Raw genomic sequence first — 25365 nt, forward strand, 5'->3', positions numbered from 1 at the left:
ACAGGTAAACTTTCATTACATTTGCACCAATTTTTGACAGATAGAAAAATAAGAAAAAAGATTATGCTTAATCCAATTAACAAGACGATCGAGTTAGGTGATGGAAGAACCATTACCATCGAAACCGGGAAATTGGCCAAACAGGCGGACGGAGCGGTTACCGTTCGTATGAACAACACCGTGTTGCTCGCCACTGTTTGTGCCGCTAAAGATGCGAACCCGGGTGTTGACTTCATGCCGTTGCAAGTAGAATACAAAGAGAAATACTCCGCTTTTGGACGTTTCCCCGGAGGTTTTACAAAAAGAGAAGGAAAAGCTTCTGATTATGAAATCCTCACATCTCGTTTAGTAGACCGTGCGTTGCGTCCTCTTTTCCCGGACAACTACCACGCTGAGGTATATGTAAATATTATATTGTTCTCCGCGGATGGCGAAGATTTGCCGGACGCATTAGCAGGTTTGGCCGCTTCCGCCGCTTTGGCTGTCTCTGATATTCCTTTTAACGGACCGATCTCTGAGGTTCGTGTAGCTCGTACGGATGGAAAATACATCGTCAACCCAACTTCCGCGGAATTGGAGAAAGCTGATATCGACATCATGGTTGCCGCTACCATAGACAACATCATGATGGTTGAGGGTGAGATGAACGAGGTTCAGGAATCTGAGATGCTTGAGGCTATCAAGGTCGCTCACGAGGCTATCAAGGTACAATGCAAGGCTCAATTGGAATTATCCGAGGCTTGCGGCAAATTGGTAAAACGCGAATATTGCCACGAGGTAAACGATGACGAGTTGCGCAAGGACGTACACGACAAATGTTACGCCAAGGCTTACGCCGTAGCCACATCCGGTAGCGGCAAGCACGAACGCAGCGAGGCATTCGAGAAAATCGTAGAGGAATACAAGGCTCAATTCTCCGAGGAGGAGTTGACGGACGAGAAACTGGAAATGATCGGTCGCTACTATCACGATGTAGAGAAAGAGGCTATGCGCCGTGCCATCCTTGATGAGGGCAAGCGTTTGGACGGTCGTAAGACTACCGAGATCCGTCCGATCTGGATCGAGACAGATTGCCTGCCGGGTCCTCACGGTTCCGCTATCTTTACACGTGGAGAGACTCAGTCTTTATCTACGGTAACTTTAGGTACGAAGTCTGATGAGAAAATGATAGACGACGTATTGAACCATGGATACGAGCGTTTCCTTTTACATTATAACTTCCCCCCGTTCTCCACAGGCGAGGCCAAAGCAACACGTGGTGTAGGCCGTCGTGAGATCGGACACGGTAACTTGGCTCACCGTGCGCTGAAACGTATGATCCCGGACAACTATCCGTATGTAGTACGTGTAATCTCCGATATCTTGGAGTCTAACGGTTCTTCTTCTATGGCTACGGTTTGCGCCGGTACCTTGGCGTTGAGAGACGCAGGTGTTCCGATGAAGAAACCGGTATCCGGTATCGCTATGGGATTGATCTCCGAGAACAAGGGTACGAACTACGCCATCTTGTCTGATATCTTAGGCGACGAGGATCACTTGGGTGATATGGACTTCAAGGTAACGGGTACGAAAGACGGTATCACGGCTACCCAGATGGATATCAAGGTAGACGGTTTGTCTTACGAGATCCTTGAGAATGCTTTGGCTCAAGCGAAAGAGGGTCGTATGCATATCTTGGGCAAGATATTGGAGGCTCAACCGGAAGCTCGCGAGGATTTGAAACCTCATGCACCTCGTATCGAGACGATGATTATCGGTAAAGAATTCATCGGTGCGGTAATCGGCCCGGGCGGTAAGATCATCCAAGGTATCCAAGAGAAGACGGGAGCTACGGTATCTATCGATGAGGTAGACGGCGTAGGAAAGATCGAGATCTCCGGCACGAATAAGGCTACGATCGACGCGGCTGTCAAGGCGATCAAAGGTATCGTGGCTGTTCCTGAGATCGGAGAGGTTTATGAAGGAAAGATTTCCTCTATCATGCCTTATGGTGCGTTCGTTGAGTTCATGCCGGGCAAGGATGGTTTGCTTCACATTTCCGAGATCGACTGGAAACGTCTGGAGACCGTTGAGCAAGCCGGCTTGAAGGAAGGCGATACGGTTTCTGTCAAGTTGGTTGATATCGATCCGAAGACAGGCAAGTTCAAACTTTCCCGCAAGGTATTGCTTCCGAAACCGGAAGGTTACGAGGAACGTCCACCAAGACCAGAAAGAGGTGAGCGTGGACCTCGTCCAGACCGTGGAGACCGTGGTCCTCGTCAAGATCGTGGTGATCGCGGACCTCGCAGGGAGTACAGAGACTAAGATAAGGTCTTATACATTATATATAATCCCGGGTAGATTAAACGCTATCCGGGATTTTTTTATCAAATCATCTACCACACCTACAACTATAGCTATAAGCAATTGGTCATAAGTTATTTATCGAGTGGTGGTAGATAAATAGCATCTACCACTATTGGCTCGTATCTACCACCATTTACTACTTTTCAATCACAAAACACCATCGTCCCCTACTCGCCAACCGCATTATTAGTCCTATCTTTTTCAAGAAGCGGCAGAAGACGGAGACATTGCTTAGCCGGCAAGCTATCTATTTGATCATGCTTCATATATCATCTAAAAAACTGATTAATTGATATTTATAGTTTTTTGTCTTATGCTGATATAGGTAGACACATTCAATAACAATAAAATGTGTAATTATTATGCGCAAAAAACATGAGCATTACAGCGAAGAAGAGAAATTGCATCTTCTTCATTCTTATTATCAATCCGGCATGAGCAAAACCAGTTTTTGCAAACAACATGGTATTAGTGGGATAACTTTGTTAAATAAATGGCTGGCGAAGTATGAATCAGTGGTAAAAGAGGTATCTTTGGCTCCGTGTCAAGCCCCTACGGATATGAGCGATCGAAGCAAAGAGGATTACCATGATGAAAACGCGCGACTCAAGAAGCGTGTTAAGGAGTTGGAGAAGGCCCTTGCCTTCTCCCGGTTGGAAACCGAGGCCCGTGATTTAATGATCACGCGTGCGGAAGAGTATTTTAACATTCCCATCAGAAAAAAACCTGGGGCCAAATAGTAACGGAACTGGTCAGGCTTCGCAAGATGAAAGTAGCGCCAGCCTGCCGTCTGTTTGGCCATTGTCGTCAAGCCTATTACCAGTCCAAGGCTGACATAGGGAGCCATGTGAAGAATGAACGTCTCATGCTGGATACCGTACGTGAGATACGTGGCGAGGATCCCGGTATCGGTGGTTACAAGCTGTGGATCATGCTCACCGCCCTCTTCGGAGAGAGGTTCATGCCCGGTCGCGACAGCTTCTACACGCTGCTTCGTCGACACCGCCTGATGCTTCCTCCGCGCAAAGCCAGGGGCACAACCAATTCCAACCATCGTTACCATAAGTGGAAGAACTTGATAAAGGGCTTTGTCCCAACCTCTCCCAATCAACTGTGGGTTAGCGATATTACCTATATACCGCTTGCCGGCGGAGACGTCTGTTACCTGCATCTGGTCACGGATGCTTATTCCCATAAGATAGTGGGATGGGTACTGGCTGATAGCTTGCGTGCCTCAGCCACGCTTGAGGCGTTGCGGCAGGCCATAGACCAGGCCGTTGAGATGACAGGGAGTGAAAATCTGGAGGGCCTGATACACCACTCTGACCGTGGCGTGCAGTATTGTTGCGACGCGTACGTGGAGCGCCTTCGGCGGCATGGCATTGCCATCAGCATGACGGAAGACTACAAGCCCACGGACAATGCCGTGGCGGAACGTATCAATGGGATAATTAAAGTGGAACGCCTCTATAGGCAAGGGCTGTTCGAGACCATCGAGCGTGCCGCGAGCGTGATAGAGCGCTACATCTACTTCTACAACTACCGCCGACCGCACATGAGTGTCGGTTATAAAACCCCGGGCATAGTGCACGGGGAGAAGGAAACGCAAATAAAAATGTGGCGGAATAAAAGAAAACCCGTGAAAAGTAACGAGAAAGAGATGGATACGATAGCTTTGCAAAGCCGAACAACTAATCTCTCAGAAGGGCTCTGTTCGGCCCAGAGGTAATGTGTCTATGTTATCAGTATGAAGTTAAAAGAAGTGACTACTATATCAGTATTACTTTATAACTACTGTCTACTGATTACGTTTATAAACAAAAAAAGTGTCTAGATAAATCAGGAAAAGACATTTCTTAGTATAAAACAAAAGTTTTCCGCTATGGAAACATTTGTTTCCTCATGAGGAAACCTTAGTTTTGTGCTTACGAAACTTTAGTTTTCCCTAGGAGAAACTGTTTGCTCTTGTATGTTAATCTATTATCATGTATCTCTAATCTGAACGCACAAGTATTTAAATTAGAAAACGGCTTAGCTTTTTCGAAATTACAAACAAAAGGAGTCAAAGGTGCAAATATAGATTTATACCCCCATAAGTTAACGACTTATCAAATATCATTAGATATCGAGTATTTACAAACAAAACATTTCTATTTATCAAGTTCCATTGGTTACCTTGAAAAAGGAGGCAAATATACAGACATTGTAAATCAATCCATGAGTGAGAGACATATCAATCAGTATATAACAATACAAAACAAAGAAATTCTCAACATCCTCATCACTAATTTTTATGTTATTACTAAAATTACCGGATAGCAAACCTAGTACAGACTAAACAAACGACCATAAACCTTATATCCAGGCCATGATCATCGTTTAGCCTGCACAAACAGTAACGTTTAATAAATATAAGCGTAATTCCAAACCAAAGCATTCAAACTGGGATCCCATCGATTCCACTGACGCCCCAGCATATCATATTTAACTTGATATGCAGCCGTTTTCATATAGAATCTATTACCTGTTTGACCATCTACCGCACAACCTCGCAGTCCCCCACCAATTGAGTTCGGATCAAATCCACATTTTGGAGACTCTTTAGTTACTCCCAGGGTTCCGTCCGGAAGGGTCACCATTTTTCTAACAATATAGATATCACAAAAGTAATAACCAGTAGGAATATTTGTAGGTGATTTGTTGATAAGAACTTTTTTATTTTCTTCCACTAAGAATGTGTTATCATATCCTGTCACACTAAAAGTCTCACTCGTAGCCTTAGTCTCAATTAATGGGGATTGTTCTGATTCCATAAATTCACCCATAAGTTCAATAAACTGATTCCACGTAATTGCACCATTAGCTTCCGCACATTTCCTCAAATCTTCTTCACTCATGTTATCATAGTCAAGACCATCTCCTACGATAACCTCTTCTTGGTTAGAACAAGAAGACACAAAAAACAAAAACAAACATGATAAAATTAGAATCTTTTTCATACAAAAAACTATTTATAAATTAAACATTGAATAATCAAAGAAATTAAATATTACAAATCATCCTCACATTCAATTTTAGAAAAGAATAAAAAACTCTTCATAGATGTTGTCTCCTTCTACTCTTATTAAATAAGGTTTAAATAAAAGACCTTGCATGGAAATACAATAGCTCTGAGAAGTAGAAAGAGGTACAGACTCTTCATATACGAGCATCCCACTATCATCAACAATTTGTATAAACACATTGTCTAATGGCTTCATAAAATAGAACATGATTCCATCATTTACAATCTTCACTTCTACCGGATTAGGAGAAATAGAGCGCTCCTCTTCCTCATCACGCTCATTCTTATGCTCTCTTCCAGCCACCGTATGTGTCCATAAGCATACACAACTCAATAAAGTCAAAAATAAAAATCTTTTCATCCCATTCATTTTTTGACTGCAAAAGTATCCGATAAGGTTGGATTCGGGGCTAAAACACTGTTCGCTTTTTGTTCGCTTTTTGTTCGCAGAGTTGTATAAGGCTAAAGACCAGCGATTAATTCATCCAGTTCATTCGGGGTTCCATCCTCTCCCTTTATTTTTTTATAAAGCCGTTTACGGGATGAGGATACGGAGGGTTTGGAGCGACCCAAGATTTTTGCCATATCAGTTACCTTGACTGATATCTTTATCAAGTAACAAATCCGGAGTTCTATCAATGACATTCCCGAATATAACTGATATAGACGATTCGTAAAATTATTGTATGTCTTATCTAACTCCTTCCGTAAAGCATTCCAATCTTCTTCCCTGATTATCTGATCTGCCTCATTCGTGGAATGGAATTTCATATAGATATCCGAATGCCTTAAATCCGACTCTAACAAATCACGCTCGGTACGCCGCAACTGTATTTGTTCATTGGTCACTTGCAAAAGTTCTTTTCGCACATGAAGCAATGAATTTGTATCTTCATGGTCTTTAGATAGTAAGGTTCCCAATTCATTCAATTTCACGTTATTCGCTTCTACATATTGAAAACTTCTCTCATATTGTTCTTGCTTTTCCCGCTGAAGCGCCTCAAACTGCCTAGCCAACCGCTCTTTCTGCCGTTTCAGTCTATATATAAACAATAAGGTTATCGAAAGCCCCAATCCGAACAAGGATAATATCCGGTAAATACGAATCTGCATCCGGTCATTCTCGCCCTTTAGCCGTAAATTCTCAGTTTCCCGCTTTTGATAATTATATAAAGAGGTCATTTTACGGATTTCCTCCGAATCGGTTATCTTGCGGATGGAATCTTGCACTTGCTGGCCAAGACGGACATAGCGAATAGCCTCCCGATAATTCAACCGACGCTCATACAAAAACGACAAGTACTCATAAATAGCGTCTCTAACATATAAATCAGGACTATCCAAGCATCTCCTTAAATAGTAGTCGGCAGAGTCCAATCTTCCCACCTCTAAATAAATATGTCCCAATGTAGAATAAGTGGGGTACATATTCCGGCCTACGGAATCTTTTAATGATTCAAACAAACATTCCAATGCCTTATCATACATTCCCAATTCCCGGTAAAGATCACCCTGCTCAGTCAATATACCGGAATATCGATGTCTATTTCCTGTTTCATTCGCTATAATTGCCGCTTTTTGAAAATAGAGAAGCGCACTGTCATTCTTATCGACCATATCATATACCCGGGCAATATCTCTCAGCACAAGAGACAAACTAGTACTATCTCCTTTCAGTAATTTATACTCAGCCGCTTTCTCATACATACGGATCGCCTCTTCATATACATTCTGATAATCATAAAGCATCCCCATCTGCGAATAGACATTGGACAATAATCGGTACTTTCTCGTATCTCCCGCCACATCCAATGCCTTTTGGAAATACTTCAACGCTTCCGGAGCATCGTTCAGATCCCGGTAGACACGTCCCATATAGTAATAAGACTCCAGTAATTTATCCCGATCGCCATATACCTCATAAAAAGCGGTGATTCGCTTGATCAGGGAATCGGAAGTATGCCGGACATACATCTTATCATTGACCTTCAAGTCGAGCAAGTCATAATACATACGCTGTTCCTCATCAAAGGACGAAAGGCTATCCCGCAATCGATCCAACAAAGGGGGGGCTTCCTCCGGATTTGTATCCGCAAGGGATTCGATCTGCAACAGGGTAGCGGGATAAGGCTTCCCCCGATGATCGCAAGCATAAAAAGCCGAGATCAAGACCGACATCAAGAGGATGTATATACGAGGCATTGGAAATCTGTTTTATCACTTAAACGCAACAAAGGTAAAAAATTAAAGTGTAATAGTTTCATTGATATTTATACAAACTTTTGAAAACCAATACGCAAAGTACGCTACGACCGGATACTTACAGGTTTTGCTTTCTACTCTTAACAGATCTGGGTACTTTTTGCTATCTATCTTAAACAAATCGTATATTTCTCATTCAATCAATCAGCGTATGGATAGCCTATTTATTAAACAAGAACGATTACTGGCACAAACGAGCACCCGTATCATAAGAATAGCGGATCTCCCCGATTCCTTCATCTTGGCTGACAATATGGAGTTCGCCTCTGGCAAGAAACTACCGTTGTGGATCGTGGGATTAACCTATTAAAAAAACACGTACGACTTTTTTTTTAAAAAAAAAGCGGTATCCAGCTTGCCGCCGGATACCGCTTTTCATTTATCTTTACCGATCAAAGAATCAGCAACGAGGCTTGATCTGCTTGAAGAAGTCATTACCCTTGTTATCTACCAAGATAAACGCGGGGAAGTTCTCTACCTCGATCTTCCAGATCGCTTCCATACCCAATTCCGGATATTCCACGCACTCGATGCTCTTGATATTGTTCTGAGCCAAGATAGCCGCAGGGCCACCGATAGATCCTAGGTAGAAACCGCCGTGATTCTTACAAGCGTCCGTAACTTGCTGGCTACGGTTACCCTTCGCCAACATGATCATGCTACCGCCATGGCTCTGGAACAAGTCAACGTATGAGTCCATACGACCCGCCGTCGTCGGGCCCATCGAGCCACAAGCCATACCTGCCGGAGTCTTAGCCGGGCCCGCGTAATAAATAGGATGATCCTTGATGTATTGGGGAAGATCCTCGCCACGATCCAGACGCTCCTTCAACTTAGCGTGAGCGATATCACGGCCCACGATGATCGTTCCGTTCAATGACAAACGAGTAGATACCGGATATTTATCCAATTCCTTCAAGATATCTGCCATCGGTTGGTTCAAGTTGATCTTGACAGCGTCGCCCTCACCCGCTTGACGAAGTTCCTCCGGAATCAATTCGCCGGGATGGCTATCCAACTTCTCGATCCAGATACCTTCCTTATTGATCTTACATTTAATATTACGGTCCGCGGAGCAGCTTACACCCAAACCTACCGGGCAAGAAGCGCCGTGGCGAGGCAAACGGATGATACGGACATCGTGAGCCAAATATTTACCGCCGAATTGAGCGCCCAAGCCAATATTCTGAGCGGCGGCCAATACCTCTTTCTCCAACTCCACGTCGCGGAAAGCACGGCCACCCTCGCTACCGGTCGTAGGCAAGCTATCGTAGAAACGAGTAGAAGCCAACTTCACCGTCAATAAATTCTTCTCAGCGGAAGTACCGCCAATCACGATCGCGATATGATACGGAGGACAAGCGGCCGTACCCAACGTCTTGATCTTCTCTACGAGGAAGGGAACCAATGTACCCGGATTCAAGATCGCTTTTGTCTCTTGGTATAAATAAGTCTTATTGGCGGAACCACCTCCCTTTGTCACGCAAAGGAACTCATACTCCATGCCTTCCGTAGCCTCGATATCGATCTGGGCCGGCAAGTTACATTTCGTATTTACCTCATCGTACATATTCAGCGGAGCGTTCTGGGAGTAACGAAGGTTCTCTTCCGTGTAGGTCTTGTAAACACCTAAAGAAAGCGCTTCCTCATCGCAGTAACCGGTCCAGACCTGCTGGCCCTTCTCGCCGTGGATAATAGCCGTACCGGTATCTTGGCAGAAAGGAAGTACGCCTTTAGCCGCTACCTCGGCGTTGCGAAGGAATGTCAAGGCCACGTACTTATCGTTGTCCGTAGCTTCCGGATCGCTTAGGATCTTAGCGACCTGCTCGTTGTGAGAACGGCGAAGCATGAATGATACGTCGCGGAAAGCGGCGTTAGCCATAGCGGTCAAACCTTCTTTAGCGACTTTCAAGATCGGTTTTCCTTCAAACTCAGAAACGGAAACATAATCTTTTGTAAGCAAATAATACTCTGTTGTGTCCGGTCCCTTTTGGAACATCGGCTCGTAGTGAAACGGAGGTGTTGCCATATCTTTAGAATTTAATTATATATTGGTTTTATTTAAGTTTGTCCGTACTTTTCGATTGGCAAACTTAGCGAAAAAACTTGATATATAGATCATGGGGTAAAGAAATATAGCTATATTTGCCCGATATGAAAAAGTTGACCTCTTTATACATTGTATTCCTGCTAACGATGCTAGGTTTTCAAGGAAATCTGAAAGCGCAGGTTAGCCACGGAGGCCGCCCGCTTCCGCTATCGCTCATGCGAAGTACAAACGGACAGATGTTTAAAGAAATGCCTCCGTTCGACGTCCAAGAGGAATTGCGTATCGACTCGCTGAATGAGAGCGACCTAAGAAGCGGTTTCCGTTTTGCCTATAAATTCATAACGGATTACAATCGGTACAACTCGGGCGTAACTTTCACCGGGCCGGATGGGACACGTGTATGGAGACTCGGGATCTACTCGCCCGGGGCCCTTTCCATCAACGTGCTCTTCTCGGAATATGAACTGCCCGAAGGCGCCCAGCTCTTCCTATATAATGAGGACCAGACACAGATATTAGGCTCGTTCAATCACCTAAACAACTCGGAGTTAAACCTATTGCCGGTCTCTCCTATCCAAGGGGATCGCCTGATCATAGAATATCAAGAACCGGCCAACGCCTCTTTTCAAGGAAGACTGACCGTCGGGGAAGTCAACCATGGCTACCGGAGCTTGCGGGGGTTAGAACCGGGAGACAACACCTCACTGATCGGTAAAATTCCACCGTTAGCTTGCTATCAAGATGGGACAAACGATTACGCCCAATGGGGGCAAAGCGTCGTTCTCCTGATCATAGACGGAAGTGTAGGGTGCACGGGCACACTGATAAATAATACGGACAATGACGGAAAGCCTTATCTACTCACCGCCTCCCATTGCCTGAACAAGCAATTCACGATGAAAAACCCCGATTATGAGAAAATAGCCGGAAGTATCGTCTGCTTTTTCAACTTCAACAGCCCTTTCTGCGACCCGATCCTAAGGGGAACGGAAGAGATGTCTACCGCATCCTCTTACTTCAAGGCGGTTAATGAAATGGCAGACATGGCCTTGTTGGAACTTACCGCCACACCTCCGGTTTATTACAGGCCTTATTACGCGGGCTGGAACGCACAAGAGGTAGGACCTGCCCCCTATACGTGCATCCAACATCCCCAATACTCGGTAAAGCGAATCAGTATATCCGATGAGGATCTGGCTCCCTTTACCTTGACAGATCCAAACATGATTTTTTACGAGAACGCTCATTTACATGTCAAGACTTGGGAAGTAGGTTATACGGCCAGCGGTTCCTCCGGATCTCCTTTATTCAATGCCAACGGAGAGATTATCGGAGCGTTATCCGGCGGGCAGTCCAGTGAGAATAGCCCGAAGAATGATTACTTCTTCTCTTTGAAGAAACCCTGGGACGCGATCGATACCCCCGAGAGACAGCTCAAATATTGGCTAAACCCGTCCGATGACGAGACCAAGGTTTGCGAGGGACTTGATCCGTATAAATCAACCCCTTGTTTCCGGTTGAGCAACATCTATGACTCCGGTAATCAAGAAAACGCCGAATGTACGCTCTATCCCGGGTCTGAAAAAGCGTATTTGTTCGGAAACAACCCCGCCAATATCACTGAATACGCGGAAGCTTACCAAGTAGCCGAAGCGGGTACCTTATACGGAACTTATTTTGTAACACCGCCTGCCGGAGCGAATTACAAACAAATGGAAGTGGAAGTTACCGTTTACAGCGGTGACTCTAAGCCCTCTACATTATTATATACGGAAACATTCCAACCCACCTACAGCAATAAATCGATATTGGACGATACGTTTATTGAGACCGCTAAATCCCTAAATCGGTCACAGGAAAGTTATATCCATTTCTCCAAGCCCATAAACGTTAGCGGAAAGTTCTACATCGGCTATAAGCTCAAGAGCGTCCCGGAGAACACGTATTTCTCCGCTTACAATTTGCCCAAAGGCAAAACGACCCGGAATACGGCTTGGGTTCATGATAAAAACGGCTGGAGACAAGCTACCGAATATACGCAAGCAGGTTTTAGCACCTCCTTGTTTATCGATCCCGTCATTCAATACGGTAACCCCGTCAGCAACGAAAAGCTCGAGGCGAACGAGCAGGTACTCATTCATCTCGGTCCGGAGAAAGGCATGGTACACCTTGTTTTGCCGGATGGAATAGAGAAAGCGACTTATACATTGCACTCGGCACAAGGAAAAGTGTCGGAAAACGGAGAGATCACGGACAGGCAAGCTACACTCCATTTCCTAAAATTAACATCTGGAGTCTACTTTCTAACCGTGCACTATGGCGAGGAGCATTATACACAAAAGATTATATTTTAATCAAAAAATATACAATAAGAGTTCTGGGAAACCATCCATTGAAAAGAATGGCAAGAGGTACACAGCCATATTTTTTCAATAATTCTACCCATATTTTATGTATAAAACAAGCCTAGGATTCATTAATAAGTATTAATTAAAAAGATTTTATCGCTTCTTTGCTATCCATAACAAAAAAATACTTTAGTTTTGCACGATAATGGCTAAGGGATAATTTGGAAGTGAATATATTAACATAGTAACATTTTAAACTTACATCAAGATTATGAACAAAAAGTTTTTATTGCCATTCTTCGTATTGGCAGCCATTTTAACTCTTTCTTCTTGTTCAAACAAGTTGAAACCGTTGGCAGAACAGTACATTAAAGCAGAGCCGCAGCCGCTAGAGGCTATCGGAGGCAAAGTTCCTGTAACGATCAATGCGACTTTCCCCGCTAAATGGTTCAACAAGAAAGCTGTTGTAACTGTAACTCCGGTATTGCGTTACCAGGGTGGCGAAGCTTGGGGCACTTCTTACACTTACCAAGGTGAGAAAGTAAAAGGTAACAACCAAGTAATCCCTCAAAAAGAAGGCGCTAACGTAACTATGAAGTCTTCTTTCACTTACAAACCCGAGATGAAAAAATCAGAATTGTATTTGACTTTCGACGCGAAGATCAAAAACAAGACTGTTAAATTGCCGGACGTAAAGATCGGTGAAGGCGTTATCGCTACTTCCGAATTGGCAGACGCAGCTACTGCTACAGCAGCTATCGCAGCTGATAAATTCCAACGTATTATCAAAGAGGCTCATGACGCTAACATCATGTTCTTGATCCAACAAGCTAACCTTCGCGCTCAAGAATTGAATTCTGACGCTATCAAAGAATGGAAAGATCTTGTTAAGAACGCTGACGAGGCTCCGAACCAGAATGTAGCTATCGAGATCAGCGCTTACGCTTCTCCTGATGGTGGTTTCAAATTGAACAACACGTTGGCTGAGAATCGTGAAGGAAACACTACGAAATATTTGAACAAGGAATTGAAGAAGATGAAGGTTGACGCTCCGGTTGACGCTCGTTACACAGCTCAAGACTGGGAAGGCTTCAAGGAATTAGTTTCTGCTTCTAACTTGCAAGATAAAGACTTAGTATTGCGTGTGATCTCTATGTACCAAGATCCTGAGACAAGAGAGAAAGAAATCAAGAATATCTCCGCTGTTTACTCTGACTTGGCTGAGACTATCCTTCCGCAATTACGTCGTTCTCGTTTGACTGCTAACATCGAGATCATCGGTAAGTCTGACGACGAGATCAGCGCTTTGGCGAAGAGCAATCCTTCTGAGTTGAATATCGAGGAAATCCTTTACGCCGCTACATTGACTAACAACGACGGTGAGAAGATGGCTATCTATACAAAAGCTTCTGAGTTGTATCCTAACTGCTACCGTACTTGGAACAACATCGGTATGATGGCATTCAAGGCTGGTGATTTGGCTAAGGCTGAGCAAATGTTCAACAAGTCTAACTCTGTTAAGAATAACGCTTCCGCTAACATGAACTTAGGTTTGATCGCATTAACGAAGGGTGACCAAGCTAAGGCTCAACAATTGTTCGGTAACGCTGCCGGCGTAAACGAATTGAGCGAGGCTCTTGGTGTTCTTTATTTAGAGCAAGGTGAATATGCTAAGGCTGTTAACTCTTTCGGTTCTGTTAAGACTAACAACGCTGCTTTGGCTCAGATCTTGGTTAAGGATTACAGCAAGGCTTCTCAGACTTTGAACGGTGTCGCTAATCCTGACGCTGTAACTTCTTATTTGAAGGCTGTTGTTGCCGCTCGTACGAACGACGCTAACGGTGTTATCAACAACTTGAAGGCTGCTATCGCCGCTGATAAGAACATGGCTAAGGAAGCTGCTATCGACTTAGAGTTCGCTAAATACGCGACTAACTCTGACTTCGCAGCTTTAGTAAAATAATTAGAAAATATTCTTTCTAAATAAGAAAAAGACCTCATCCTTTTGGATGGGGTCTTTTTTTATATCCCACCATCCAATCCTACATTTGATAAAAGCGTAACAGCTTGAAATAAATATTGATTATCAATGATTTTTCATGAAATAAATTCGTAGATTTGCAAAATCTAACAAAGTTGTTGTAAATATTAATCAAATAGGGTAAAGAAATTATGAGATCACAAATCTGGAAACAAATGGTGTGGGTATTTTGTCTGCTCTTTCTAATGGGGTCATGCGTTAAACATGACATTTTTCAAGGAGAAGACCCCACGGTAGATCCGAAAGAACCTACCAAAGAAGAAGAAGATTACATAGCCCAGTTCGAGAATTTCGAGAACATACAGGTTAACATATCTTCTCAGCATGAAGGAACCCTATATTCTATTTATTATGAATATCCTTATGAGGAAGGCTCTTTAGTCAAAGATCCTTATTTAATTGGTAAAACTCCGATCCATATGGCTCTGGAAGTACCTACACACGTAAAGAAACTCTATATCCTAAGAGGGGATGGGGAACTTATTGAGAGCGATGTAAAGGACATCACGATCGGCAGCGATACCAAAAGTAGTTTACGGGCTACAAGTGCGATCAGTGATGAAGTCCTTCATTTGATCAATAACAAATACTTTCCAGAAAAGGCATACAATGTAAAAAGCGAGGATTTATATAGATGCTCTGATCTAAAAATCACGGAAACCGTTTTTACCAGTAGCTTTGAGAAAGCGGATATTTGGCTGACCTATATAAGCGATGGAGGAATGTCCAAAGACAATATGTATGGTAAAATTTGGTTCTATACATATCCCTTCGAGAAGATGGAGAATCTCACTTTAGACGACTGCACCTTCTATGGAAAGACTAATGGCAGCATCCAAGTCATTGACTTCAATATGATCAACCAAGGCGAGAATTATATCTTTTACTCCAAAGAGGAACAGCCAAAGGCTAAGACAGGAGAATATACCCGAATCCCCCTAGGAAGATTCGACAAGGGGCTCAACGTCGGCTTCGTATATCGAGGCACAGACCGTCCACAGTTCTCCACTCCGGCATTAAATGGGCCGGATAACAATAAAGTACCAGATAATGGGACATTCTCCCATAATTACGTAGGCCATACCTTAAAATATGGTAATTCCTCTTTCAAAATAGAGAAAAACGTAGCAAACGGCTTCATTCACCACATTCAAGAAGGTGATTTTGAAGGAAATGTACTGGGAATGGAAAATCGCTGCCCAAACTATAGGGCCTATGATGGAGACTACAACGATATGCTTTGTCTAATCGAAAGTAATCCCGTTGCCATCGAGCCGGCAGAGCCGGTAACCCCTCCCGTCATAGAATCGCAAACGAACAAGAAAGGATTCCTCTTGTTCGAAGATAATTATCCAAACCAAGGCGATTTCGATTTCAATGACGCTGTCATATATTATAGCATCACAGCATATACCGATAAGAGTACCGCAGATGTTTATGCTCAGTTACTGGCTAAAGGCTGTACATTCCACAACCAATTTGGATTTAAGGACGCCAATGGACTAACTCCCTTTTTCTCCGATGTCAATGGATATGTCAATGTGAGAAAATTCGACAAGGAACCGGAAAGTGGGATTACAAAGACATTAACATATAGCTCAACTCAACTGATCATGCCTTACATAGATAACGGGAAGGGACCGATAAGTAAAAACGTAAAGAATACGGATCTATACCCATATGTGTTGGATATCCCTTATTCGGAAAATAAACCTTTCCATTGGTGTATAGAGAATAAGAGTATTGACGATGCCTATAATTTTGATCAGGATTACCGCAAAGCGCACGGAGATTGGTATGAGACTCCTAAAGATGAATCGCTTGTAATAAAATTCACGACTTCGGATGAAGAGAAGAAAGATCCGGAAAATAAAGAATGAAGTTACGCGAACCCATTGAAGGATCTCTAAAATCCTATAACACATAAAAACGGCGGCCTTTTTAAAAGGTCGCCGTTTTTTATATTTATTCAATAGAAGAATTTATCTACCTTGGCGCTTGCGCTCTGTCTCATCCAAGATGATCTTACGCATACGCATATTATTCGGGGTGATCTCTACGTACTCATCGCCCTTGATGTACTCAAGCGCATCCTCTAGGCTGAATACGATAGGAGGAGCCAAGGAAACCTTGTCGTCCGAACCAGAGGCACGCATATTCGTCAACTTCTTGGATTTGGTGACATTTACCACCAAGTCATTGTCTTTGGTATGCTCTCCGACCACCTGTCCAGCGTAAACCTCCTCGCCCGGGGCGATGAAGAAACGTCCGCGGGATTGCAAGTTATTCAGGGCATAAGCGAAAGCCTGACCTGTCTCCATAGCGATAATCGAACCATTCATACGTCGTTCGATATCACCCTTCCACGGTTGATATTCCAAGAAACGGTGTGCCATGATAGCCTCACCGGCAGAGGCGGTCAATACGGCGTTGTTCAAACCGATAATACCACGGGAAGGAATCGTGAACTCTAAGTGCATACGACCATTCTTGCTTTCCATCATGGTCATCTCGCCCTTACGCTTCGTTACCATATCGATAATACGGCTAGAGCATTCCTCCGGAAGATTCACCGTCAATTGCTCTACCGGCTCACATTTCTCACCATCGATCTCCTTGATGATAACCTGAGGCTGACCTACCTGCAACTCGTATCCCTCACGACGCATCGTCTCGATCAATACAGACAAGTGAAGCACACCACGACCATATACCAACCAAGAATCAGCGGAATCAGTAGGAACTACGCGTAAAGCCAAGTTCTTATCCAATTCTTTCTGCAAACGGTCAAAAATATGACGGGAAGTAACAAACTTACCATCCTTACCAAAGAACGGAGAATTGTTGATCGTGAAAAGCATAGACATCGTAGGCTCGTCGATAGCGATCGTTGGCAATGGCTCCGGCTCGTTCACGTCGGCGATTGTCTCACCGATCTCGAAACCATCGATACCGATAATAGCGCAAATATCCCCGGACTGCACGGAATCAACTTTCGTACGTCCCAAGCCCTCAAATACATCCACTTCCTTGATCCTCGATTTCACCATACTACCATCACGCTTACAAAGCATGACATCTTGGCCCTCTTTCAACTCGCCACGGTGTACACGTCCTACGGCGATACGACCTACATACTTAGAATAATCCAAAGAAGTAATCAACATCTGCGGAGTACCCTCCAACATCTTTGGTTCGGGGATATACTTGATGATCGCATCAAGCACAGCCGTGATATCCTCTTTCGGCTCCTTCCAATCCTCGGACATCCAGCCCTGCTTGGCGGAACCATAAATAGTAGGGAAGTCAAGCTGCTCCTCGGTAGCATCCAGACTAAACATCAAGTCGAATACCATTTCCTGCACTTCCGACGGGCGGCAATTCGGCTTATCCACCTTATTAATTACCACGATCGGCTTCAAACCCAATTGAATCGCTTTTTGCAAAACAAAACGAGTCTGCGGCATAGGCCCCTCAAAGGCGTCTACCAATAGCAAACAACCATCCGCCATATTCAAGACACGCTCCACCTCGCCACCAAAGTCGGCGTGGCCCGGAGTGTCAATAATATTGATCTTATATCCCTTATAATTGATAGACACGTTCTTGGCAAGAATCGTGATACCTCGTTCCCGTTCCAGATCATTGTTATCCATGAACTGATCCGGTTCTGCCTGTCCTTCACGGAAAAGCTTACCGGCTAATAACATCTTATCCACGAGCGTCGTTTTGCCGTGGTCTACGTGCGCGATAATCGCAATGTTTCTGATCTTTTGCATTGAAGACTAATTTATTGGCTGCAAAAATACGATATTTTTACGATATATATATGACATTCATGCTTCAAAACACAAAAAAGATAGTAGAATCTATTGCAAATCAAAAAGGAATGTCTACCTTTGCGACCGCTTAGATAACATAGTATTAATTTATTAAAGTAAAAAGAATCATGTATTTAGATTCAGCGAAGAAAAAAGAATTATTTGAAAAGTATGGCAAATCAGCAACTAACACAGGTTCTGCTGAGAGCCAAATCGCATTGTTCACATTCCGTATCTCTCACTTGACAGAGCACTTGAAAGTGAATCACAAAGATTACGCTACGGAAAGATCATTGAAGATGTTGGTAGGTAAACGTCGTCGTTTATTGGACTATCTGATCAAGACTGACATCGAGAGATACCGCGCTATCATCAAAGAACTTGGTATCAGAAAGTAAGAAAAAGCTTATGCGAGAATATTAAAAAGGGCAATCCCAATCGGGAATTGCCCTTTTTATTTGCCTTAATCCTAGATATAATAAAATATTAATGTAAATTTGCGCCGTTTAGTATCAATTTATCAAACATTATAGGATTATAAATAACAAATCATATACATGGGAAACAACAAAATTATAGGCGCGAAAATTAAAAATATCCGGGAATCGAAACAACTCTCTATCGAGGAGGTAGCCGAACGCTCCGGGTTAGGTATCGAACAGATAGAACGTATCGAGGGTAACTTGGATTTTCCATCTTTGGCCCCTCTTATCAAAATAGCACGGGTATTAGGGGTACGTTTGGGTACATTCTTGGATGACCAAGCGGAGCTAGGCCCGGTCGTATGCCGCAAAAAGGATAGCGAGGCCGATGGTATCGGGTTCACGAACAATGCGACACAAGGGCACAAGCATATGGATTACCACTCGCTCTCGCAAGATAAGTCCGGCCGCCATATGGAGCCCTTCTTGATCGAGATCGCTCCCTCCGAGGAAGGCGAGGATTTCATTCTGTCCACGCATGAGGGAGAAGAGTTTATCTACGTATTGAGTGGCGTCGTAGAGATTAATTACGGAAAAAACACCTATATCCTAGAGGAAGGCGATAGCATCTATTATGATTCTATCGTGGCGCATCATGTACATGCGGCAGACGACAACAGGGCTCGAATCTTAGGAGTTGTCTATACACCTTATTAAATCCGGCGTTTTATGGAATTACATAACAGAACCCTTGGCCAATGGCTGGAACATTGGGCCGAGAATACACCGGATAAGGAGTATATCGTTTATTCGGACCGTGACTTACGTTTCACTTGGAGCGAATTCAACAAGCGTGTGGACGACATGGCGAAAGGCATGCTGGCGATCGGTATCACCCATGGCACACATGTCGGCGTATGGGCGACGAACGTACCGGATTGGTTGACATTCCTATATGCAGGCGCGAAGATCGGTGCCGTATTGGTCACGATCAATACGAACTATAAACAAAGCGAGCTGGAATACCTAGTAGAGAACGCCGATATCCATACGATGTGTATCACTGACGGCGTGTTTGATGGAAGTTACGTAGACATGGTCTATACCATGTTGCCGGAATTGAAGACCTCTCAACGGGGGTATTTGAAAAGCGAGCGTTTCCCACGCTTGAGAAATGTAGTCTATATCGGACAGGAGAAATACAGGGGTATGTACAATACGCCCGAGATGTTGCTCCTCGGACAAAATATAAAGGATGAGACCTTAGAGGCTGCCAAAGCGAGAGTAAATTGCCACGACGTTGTCAATATGCAATATACTTCCGGTACGACCGGCTTCCCGAAAGGGGTCATGTTGACTCACTACAACATCGCCAACAACGGTTTCTTGACGGGTGAGCATATGAAATTCACCGCCGACGATAAGCTTTGTTGCTGTGTACCTCTCTTTCATTGCTTTGGCGTGGTATTAGCTTCCATGAACGTATTGACGCATGGATGTACGCAAGTGATGGTCGAGAAATTCGATCCGCTATTGGTATTAGCTTCTATACATAAAGAGCGTTGCACGGCCGTGTACGGCGTGCCTACCATGTTCATTGCCGAGCTGAACCACCCGATGTTCGAGATGTTCGACCTCACGTCGTTACGTACCGGTATTATGGCAGGTTCTCTTTGCCCGGTTGAACTCATGAAAACCGTGGACGAGAAGATGCATATGCGTGTAACCAGCGTGTATGGATTGACAGAGACCTCACCGGGTATGACCCACTCCCGTATCGAAGATCCGGCCGAGGTGCGTTATAATACCGTAGGCCATGAGTTCGAATTTACCGAGGTACGGGTTATCGATCCGGAGACCGGCGAGGAATGTCCTGTTGGCGTACAAGGCGAGATGTGTAACCGCGGTTATAATAACATGAAAGGTTACTATAAAAACGAAGCCGCTACCAATGAAGCGATCGACAAGGATGGCTTCCTGCATTCCGGCGACTTGGGCGTTCGTGATGAGAATGGAAACTTCCGTATCACCGGCCGTATCAAGGATATGATTATCCGTGGAGGCGAGAATATCTATCCACGTGAGCTGGAGGAGTTCCTCTATCATTTCCCCGGCGTGAAAGACGTGCAAGTAGCCGCTGTTCCTTCCAAGAAATATGGAGAGGAAGTGGGTGCCTTTATCATCCTTCACGATGGTGTGACGGCTACGGAGGAAGAGGTGAAAGACTTCTGCCGCGGAAAGATCGCCCGGCATAAGATCCCGAAATACATCTTCTTCGTCGATACCTTCCCGATGACCGGAAGCGGAAAGATACAGAAGTTCAAGTTGAAAGACCTCGGGCTGAAACTATTGCAAGAGCAAGGTATCACGCCGGCCTGACGATTTAGTGGACAGCTAACAGTTGACAGTTACTTTAAAATCTTCATAATGGGCGGCACGATCTTCCCGTGTTGCCCATTTTCCTAAAGAACGATGGACGGAATCAACACACTGCGTTACTCGGATTTATTTTTAGCGATGTATTTCGATGGCGGAAAGAGCTGCCTGCACCGGAATCATTCGCATGTGTTGGTGTATGTATATTCCGGAGAGATGGTAATCGACGAGAAAGGCCAAATCACCCGGTTACATAAAGGAGAATGCGCTTTCATCCGCAAGGACTTCAGCGTGCAGATGACGAAACAAGCATGGAATGGCGAGCAGTTCAAGGCGATCTTCTTGATGTTCACCATGAAGTTCCTACGCGACTTTTACAGCAAATTAGATCGAAATACTCTCCCTAAAGACGCCAAGCGAGATCAGATAAGCCTTTACAAGCTACCGTCCAACCGTCCCGATATCGTAAGCTTGTTTGAGTCGATGACCCCTTATTTCAATTCCAAGATCCAACCGACAGAGCAATTGCTGCAACTAAAAATGGTCGAGGGCGTTTATGTGTTGCTCAATACCGACAAGAATCTATATGCCTCTATCTTCGATTTTACCGATCCATGGAAGATAGACATACTGGAATTTATGGAGCGGAATTACATGAACGATATTTCCATGGAAGAAATCGCCAACTATACGGGACGCAGTCTCTCCACATTTAAACGTGATTTCAAGAAATGTAGCGCTCTCTCGCCCCGGGAATGGCTCATCCGACGCCGCCTTGAAGCCGCACATGGGCTGATACGTAAAGGAGGGCGTAAGGTCTCGGAGATTTGTTTCGAGGTAGGCTTCAAGAACCTTTCCCATTTCTCGAAAATCTATAAGATAGCGTATGGCGTACCGCCAACCGAGGATATATAATATTTATAATGGCCCACACAACAAAGCTATTTGAACCACATAACAAAGCCTCTATACCACTCCCTCCTTATCTTCGCGACATAAATAATAACAAAATGTAAATCAAATGATCATGACAAAGACAATGGAAGAGAAAGTAGCTTTAGTAACCGGTTCAGCGATGGGTATCGGACTCGCTTGCGCTGAAGCCTTCGCCAAGGCTGGATACATAACCGTATTGGCAGACATCCGTGAGCCGGGAGAACAGGTAGAGAAATTAGTAGCCGAGGGACATAAGGCCGTAGCGTATCGGTGCGACGTATCAAACACGCAAGCCGTAAAGGAGATGATCGACTGGATCGTAGTTACCTACGGAAGACTGGACGCAGCTCTTAACAACGCAGGCATACAAACACCGCAACGCCCGATGGCGGAAATCACCGACGATGAATTCGACCGTACCGTGGCTGTGGATTTGAAAGGTGTCTGGAACTGCATGCGTTATGAGATCCTGCAAATGCTGAAACAAGGCGGCGGCGCCATCGTCAACACCTCATCGCAAGGCGGAGTCACGGGATTTCCGGGGCAAGCGGCCTACATAGCCTGTAAGCATGCCGTTATCGGACTGACACGTACCGCCGCTATCGACTATGCGGCAAAGAACATCCGCATCAATGCCGTATGTCCGGGCGTTATCCGTACGCCGATGGCGGAAGACTTAATGCGGCGTGACCCTTCCTTGGAGAAGGAGCTGGTGCGCGACATTCCCGCAGGGCGGCTCGGTAAACCGGAAGAGATCGCCAACGCCGTACTTTGGCTATGCAGCCCGCAAGCGAGCTTCGTAGATGGCCATGCGCTATTGGTAGATGGAGCCTTCAGTATTCATTAAATCGCAAAACTACAGAGAACCCAATACTGCAACGGCGTTGCAGTGTTACTGCAATGCGGGTTGCAGTAACGAACCCACCGTACCCCTCAGCAAGCCTCTGCCCTAGATGGAAATTCATAGATAAAGAACACCTACTATCAACGCTTTTTCGTACCTTCGCGTCTCAACCATTTATAGTATTAATTTATGTCACAATTATTTCCAACTAATCTGCCTTATAAAGTGGCAGATATGAGTTTGGCTGAATTCGGTCGCAAAGAGATCGAGATCGCCGAACACGAAATGCCGGGATTAATGGCGCTACGCCAGAAATACGCCGATCAGAAACCCTTGAAAGGCGCACGTATCACCGGCTCACTGCATATGACTATTCAGACGGCAGTGTTAATCGAAACATTAGTTGCGTTGGGAGCGGACGTTCGCTGGGCTAGCTGTAACATCTTCTCCACACAGGACCATGCGGCAGCCGCTATCGCGGCGGACGGCGTACCGGTATTCGCTTGGAAAGGCGAGACGCTGGAGGAGTATTGGTGGTGTACGGACATGGCGCTTCGTTTCCCGGAAGGTAAAGGCCCTCACATGATTGTTGACGATGGAGGTGACGCTTCCTTGCTGATTCACATGGGCTATCGTGCGGAGAACGATGCGGAGACCATCAACCGCAAAGGCGGGAATCATGAGGAACAGGTAATTCTAGATACATTAAATCGTATCCTTCAAGAAGATAACAGCCGTTGGCACCGTACGGTAGCCGAGATGAAAGGTGTGTCGGAAGAGACGACCACCGGCGTTCACCGTCTGTATCAGATGATGGAGAAAGGTGAGTTGCTGGTTCCGGCTATCAATGTTAATGACTCCGTGACGAAATCCAAGTTCGATAACTTATACGGATGCCGTGAGTCTTTGGCGGACGGCATCAAGCGGGCTACGGACGTGATGATCGCCGGCAAGGTGGTAGTCGTAGCCGGATACGGTGACGTAGGTAAAGGCTGCTCTCACTCCATGCGCTCTTACGGGGCCCGTGTACTCGTGACTGAGATCGATCCGATCTGCGCCTTGCAAGCCGCTATGGAAGGTTTCGAGGTCACGACCATGGAAGAGGCCGTGAAAGAGGGTAACATCTTCGTTACAACCACCGGAAACTGCGATATCATCACGATCGAGCATATGACACAGATGAAAGATCAATCGATCGTATGTAATATCGGTCATTTCGACAACGAGATCCAAGTGGACAAGCTTGTCAACTATCCGAATATCAAGCACACGAATATCAAACCTCAAGTGGACAAATATACGTTCCCGAACGGAAACTCCATCTTCTTATTGGCAGAGGGACGCTTGGTAAACTTAGGTTGCGCTACGGGACACCCGTCATTCGTAATGAGTAACTCGTTCACGAACCAAGTGCTTGCCCAAATGGACTTATGGCAAATGGCTTATGAGGTAGGTGTATACCGCTTACCGAAACGCTTGGATGAGGAAGTTGCCCGCCTACACTTGGAACGTATCGGCGTGAAATTATCTACATTATCACAAAAACAAGCTGATTATATCGGCGTACCGGTAGAAGGACCGTACAAGGCCGATCATTACAGATACTAATTAATTGAAAATTGAAAGTTGAGAATTGAAAATGAAGGGAGGAGAGCTCCTGTAGTTCTCGATTCTTAATTTTCAATTTTCAATTCTTAATTTTCAATTACCATGCGTTTCGCTATTCTCTCCCCCATTTATCCCTATCGTGGCGGTATCGCCCAATTCAGCGGGATGCTCTATACGGAATTAGTAAAAGAAGGTCATGAAGTAAAGGCTTTCAACTTCAAACGTCTTTATCCGGATATCTTATTTCCCGGCAAGACTCAATACGTAGAAGCGGGAGACCGTGCGATCGAAATCGAGAGCGTGCGAGTATTAGATAGCGTCAACCCGGTTAGTTATTTCAGTACCGTAAACGCCATTCGTTCCTATGCGCCGGACGTACTGATTATCTCTTACTGGATGTCCTTTTTCGTTCCCGGATACGCCCACGTAGCGAATCGGATGAAAAAGCATTGTAAGGTAATCACCCTTATCCACAATGCGATTCCCCATGAGCCGCGTTTCTTCGACAAGCCTTTAGCTTCGTTACTTTTCAAGCAATGCCATGGCTTTATCGTGATGAGCGATAACGTGCGGTATGATTTGCGGAAACTTTACCCGGGCGCTAAATATATCCAGAACCCACACCCGCTTTACAATCATTTCGGGAGTAAGATCAACAAGAACGAGGCGTGCCGGAAATTAGGAATCCATCCGTCCAAAAAGAATCTTCTATTCTTTGGACTGATACGGGATTATAAAGGATTAGACCTGCTGATAGAAGCGATGGGACAGCTTAACGAGGATTACCATCTCATTATAGCCGGCGAATGTTACGGTAGTTTCGAGAAGTATCAGACCTTGATCGATGCATCTCCGGCAAAAAAACGTATATTCGTCCACTGTGAATATATCAGCGACGAGGAAATCCCCATTTATTTCTCAGCGGCGGATGCCTTGGTACTCCCCTATCGCTCCGCCACTCAAAGCGGTGTCGTATCCGTAGCCTACAATTACGATTTACCTATGTTAAGTACTCCCGTAGGCGATTTCAAGAACAGCATCGAAAAGCCGGGTACAGGCATCGTAGTGCCTGAGATATCCGCAACGGCCCTCGCCCAAGGTATCGAGGAACTTTTCACCCCCTCACAGCAAGCCACCATCCCTGCGAACATATCCAAAGAAAAAGCAGCCCTCTCGTGGGAAACCCTAACGAGAAAACTGCTCGATTTTATCAATAGCGGTTTCATCTAGTTGTAGAGACGGGGCAC

Annotated in this window: 19 protein-coding genes; 14 read left to right on the forward strand and 5 right to left on the reverse strand. The window is 44.9% G+C overall.

What is annotated here, in order from left to right:
* The first annotated feature begins 63 nt into the window (after window positions 1–63).
* The 3 genes from pnp (at window position 64) to ACYIA1_RS14820 (ending at window position 4075) form a co-directional block, all read left to right on the forward strand.
* Entirely contained in the window at window positions 64–2304 is a 2241-nt protein-coding gene (gene pnp, locus ACYIA1_RS14810; RefSeq protein ID WP_005864142.1) for a polyribonucleotide nucleotidyltransferase, read from the forward strand.
* A 404-nt stretch (window positions 2305–2708) separates the two neighbouring features.
* Complete coding sequence (locus ACYIA1_RS14815; protein ID WP_005862367.1) at window positions 2709–3086, forward strand: transposase; 378 nt, start codon at window positions 2709–2711, stop codon at window positions 3084–3086.
* 26 nt (window positions 3087–3112) lie between these two features.
* The gene (locus ACYIA1_RS14820; protein WP_009018803.1) at window positions 3113–4075 is read left to right on the forward strand and encodes an IS3 family transposase; all 963 of its coding nucleotides are present in this window, start codon (window positions 3113–3115) and stop codon (window positions 4073–4075) included.
* Window positions 4076–4748: 673 nt separating this feature from the next.
* On the opposite strand, the gene ACYIA1_RS14825 is transcribed toward ACYIA1_RS14820, so the two are convergent.
* The 3 genes from ACYIA1_RS14825 to ACYIA1_RS14835 all read right to left on the reverse strand — a co-directional run bounded on the left by ACYIA1_RS14825 (window position 4749) and on the right by ACYIA1_RS14835 (window position 7612).
* Window positions 4749–5345 carry a hypothetical protein gene (locus ACYIA1_RS14825; RefSeq protein WP_005864140.1) on the reverse strand — a complete coding sequence of 199 codons (597 nt, stop codon included), beginning with the start codon at window positions 5343–5345 and terminating at the stop codon, window positions 4749–4751.
* A 75-nt stretch (window positions 5346–5420) separates the two neighbouring features.
* Window positions 5421–5771, reverse strand: coding sequence for a DUF3244 domain-containing protein (locus tag ACYIA1_RS14830; RefSeq protein WP_005864139.1), 351 nt, complete (start codon window positions 5769–5771; stop codon window positions 5421–5423).
* Between the two features lie 101 nt (window positions 5772–5872).
* The gene (locus ACYIA1_RS14835) at window positions 5873–7612 is read right to left on the reverse strand and encodes a tetratricopeptide repeat protein (RefSeq protein WP_005864137.1); all 1740 of its coding nucleotides are present in this window, start codon (window positions 7610–7612) and stop codon (window positions 5873–5875) included.
* A 211-nt stretch (window positions 7613–7823) separates the two neighbouring features.
* On the opposite strand from ACYIA1_RS14835, the gene ACYIA1_RS14840 reads away from it, so the two are divergent.
* Entirely contained in the window at window positions 7824–7982 is a 159-nt protein-coding gene (locus ACYIA1_RS14840; RefSeq protein ID WP_008778786.1) for a hypothetical protein, read from the forward strand.
* A 90-nt stretch (window positions 7983–8072) separates the two neighbouring features.
* Here the strand turns inward: ACYIA1_RS14840 and ACYIA1_RS14845 are convergent, their stop codons facing one another.
* Entirely contained in the window at window positions 8073–9701 is a 1629-nt protein-coding gene (locus tag ACYIA1_RS14845) for a fumarate hydratase (RefSeq protein ID WP_005860810.1), read from the reverse strand.
* A gap of 125 nt (window positions 9702–9826) precedes the next feature.
* Between ACYIA1_RS14845 and ACYIA1_RS14850 the strand changes: the two genes are divergently transcribed.
* The 3 genes from ACYIA1_RS14850 (at window position 9827) to ACYIA1_RS14860 (ending at window position 15991) form a co-directional block, all read left to right on the forward strand.
* A complete protein-coding gene (locus tag ACYIA1_RS14850) occupies window positions 9827–12076 on the forward strand; it encodes a trypsin-like peptidase domain-containing protein (RefSeq protein WP_480335672.1) in 2250 nt (749 codons plus the stop codon).
* A 265-nt stretch (window positions 12077–12341) separates the two neighbouring features.
* A complete protein-coding gene (locus ACYIA1_RS14855; protein ID WP_196009999.1) occupies window positions 12342–14033 on the forward strand; it encodes a tetratricopeptide repeat protein in 1692 nt (563 codons plus the stop codon).
* 209 nt (window positions 14034–14242) lie between these two features.
* Complete coding sequence (locus ACYIA1_RS14860) at window positions 14243–15991, forward strand: LruC domain-containing protein (protein ID WP_196010000.1); 1749 nt, start codon at window positions 14243–14245, stop codon at window positions 15989–15991.
* Between the two features lie 102 nt (window positions 15992–16093).
* Here ACYIA1_RS14860 and typA read toward each other — a convergent pair whose 3' ends face one another.
* Window positions 16094–17890, reverse strand: a complete 1797-nt coding sequence (typA, locus tag ACYIA1_RS14865) for a translational GTPase TypA (RefSeq protein ID WP_005864133.1) — start codon at window positions 17888–17890, stop codon at window positions 16094–16096.
* A gap of 170 nt (window positions 17891–18060) precedes the next feature.
* Between typA and rpsO the strand changes: the two genes are divergently transcribed.
* The 7 genes from rpsO to ACYIA1_RS14900 all read left to right on the forward strand — a co-directional run bounded on the left by rpsO (window position 18061) and on the right by ACYIA1_RS14900 (window position 25348).
* The gene (gene rpsO / locus ACYIA1_RS14870; protein WP_005864132.1) at window positions 18061–18330 is read left to right on the forward strand and encodes a 30S ribosomal protein S15; all 270 of its coding nucleotides are present in this window, start codon (window positions 18061–18063) and stop codon (window positions 18328–18330) included.
* Between the two features lie 159 nt (window positions 18331–18489).
* Window positions 18490–19071 carry a helix-turn-helix domain-containing protein gene (locus ACYIA1_RS14875; RefSeq protein ID WP_480335675.1) on the forward strand — a complete coding sequence of 194 codons (582 nt, stop codon included), beginning with the start codon at window positions 18490–18492 and terminating at the stop codon, window positions 19069–19071.
* A 12-nt stretch (window positions 19072–19083) separates the two neighbouring features.
* Window positions 19084–20733 carry an AMP-binding protein gene (locus ACYIA1_RS14880; RefSeq protein ID WP_005864131.1) on the forward strand — a complete coding sequence of 550 codons (1650 nt, stop codon included), beginning with the start codon at window positions 19084–19086 and terminating at the stop codon, window positions 20731–20733.
* 93 nt (window positions 20734–20826) lie between these two features.
* Window positions 20827–21645: a helix-turn-helix domain-containing protein gene (locus ACYIA1_RS14885; protein ID WP_258919292.1), complete on the forward strand. Its 819-nt coding sequence runs from the start codon at window positions 20827–20829 to the stop codon at window positions 21643–21645.
* 112 nt (window positions 21646–21757) lie between these two features.
* On the forward strand, window positions 21758–22513 hold the full coding sequence (locus tag ACYIA1_RS14890; RefSeq protein WP_258919293.1) for a glucose 1-dehydrogenase: 756 nt from the start codon (window positions 21758–21760) through the stop codon (window positions 22511–22513).
* A 186-nt stretch (window positions 22514–22699) separates the two neighbouring features.
* The gene (ahcY, locus tag ACYIA1_RS14895) at window positions 22700–24118 is read left to right on the forward strand and encodes an adenosylhomocysteinase (protein WP_011966979.1); all 1419 of its coding nucleotides are present in this window, start codon (window positions 22700–22702) and stop codon (window positions 24116–24118) included.
* A gap of 102 nt (window positions 24119–24220) precedes the next feature.
* Window positions 24221–25348: a glycosyltransferase gene (locus tag ACYIA1_RS14900; RefSeq protein WP_005860788.1), complete on the forward strand. Its 1128-nt coding sequence runs from the start codon at window positions 24221–24223 to the stop codon at window positions 25346–25348.
* Window positions 25349–25365 lie beyond the last annotated feature (17 nt).

The sequence above is a fragment of the Parabacteroides sp. KHUB-02 genome, from assembly GCF_056640955.1.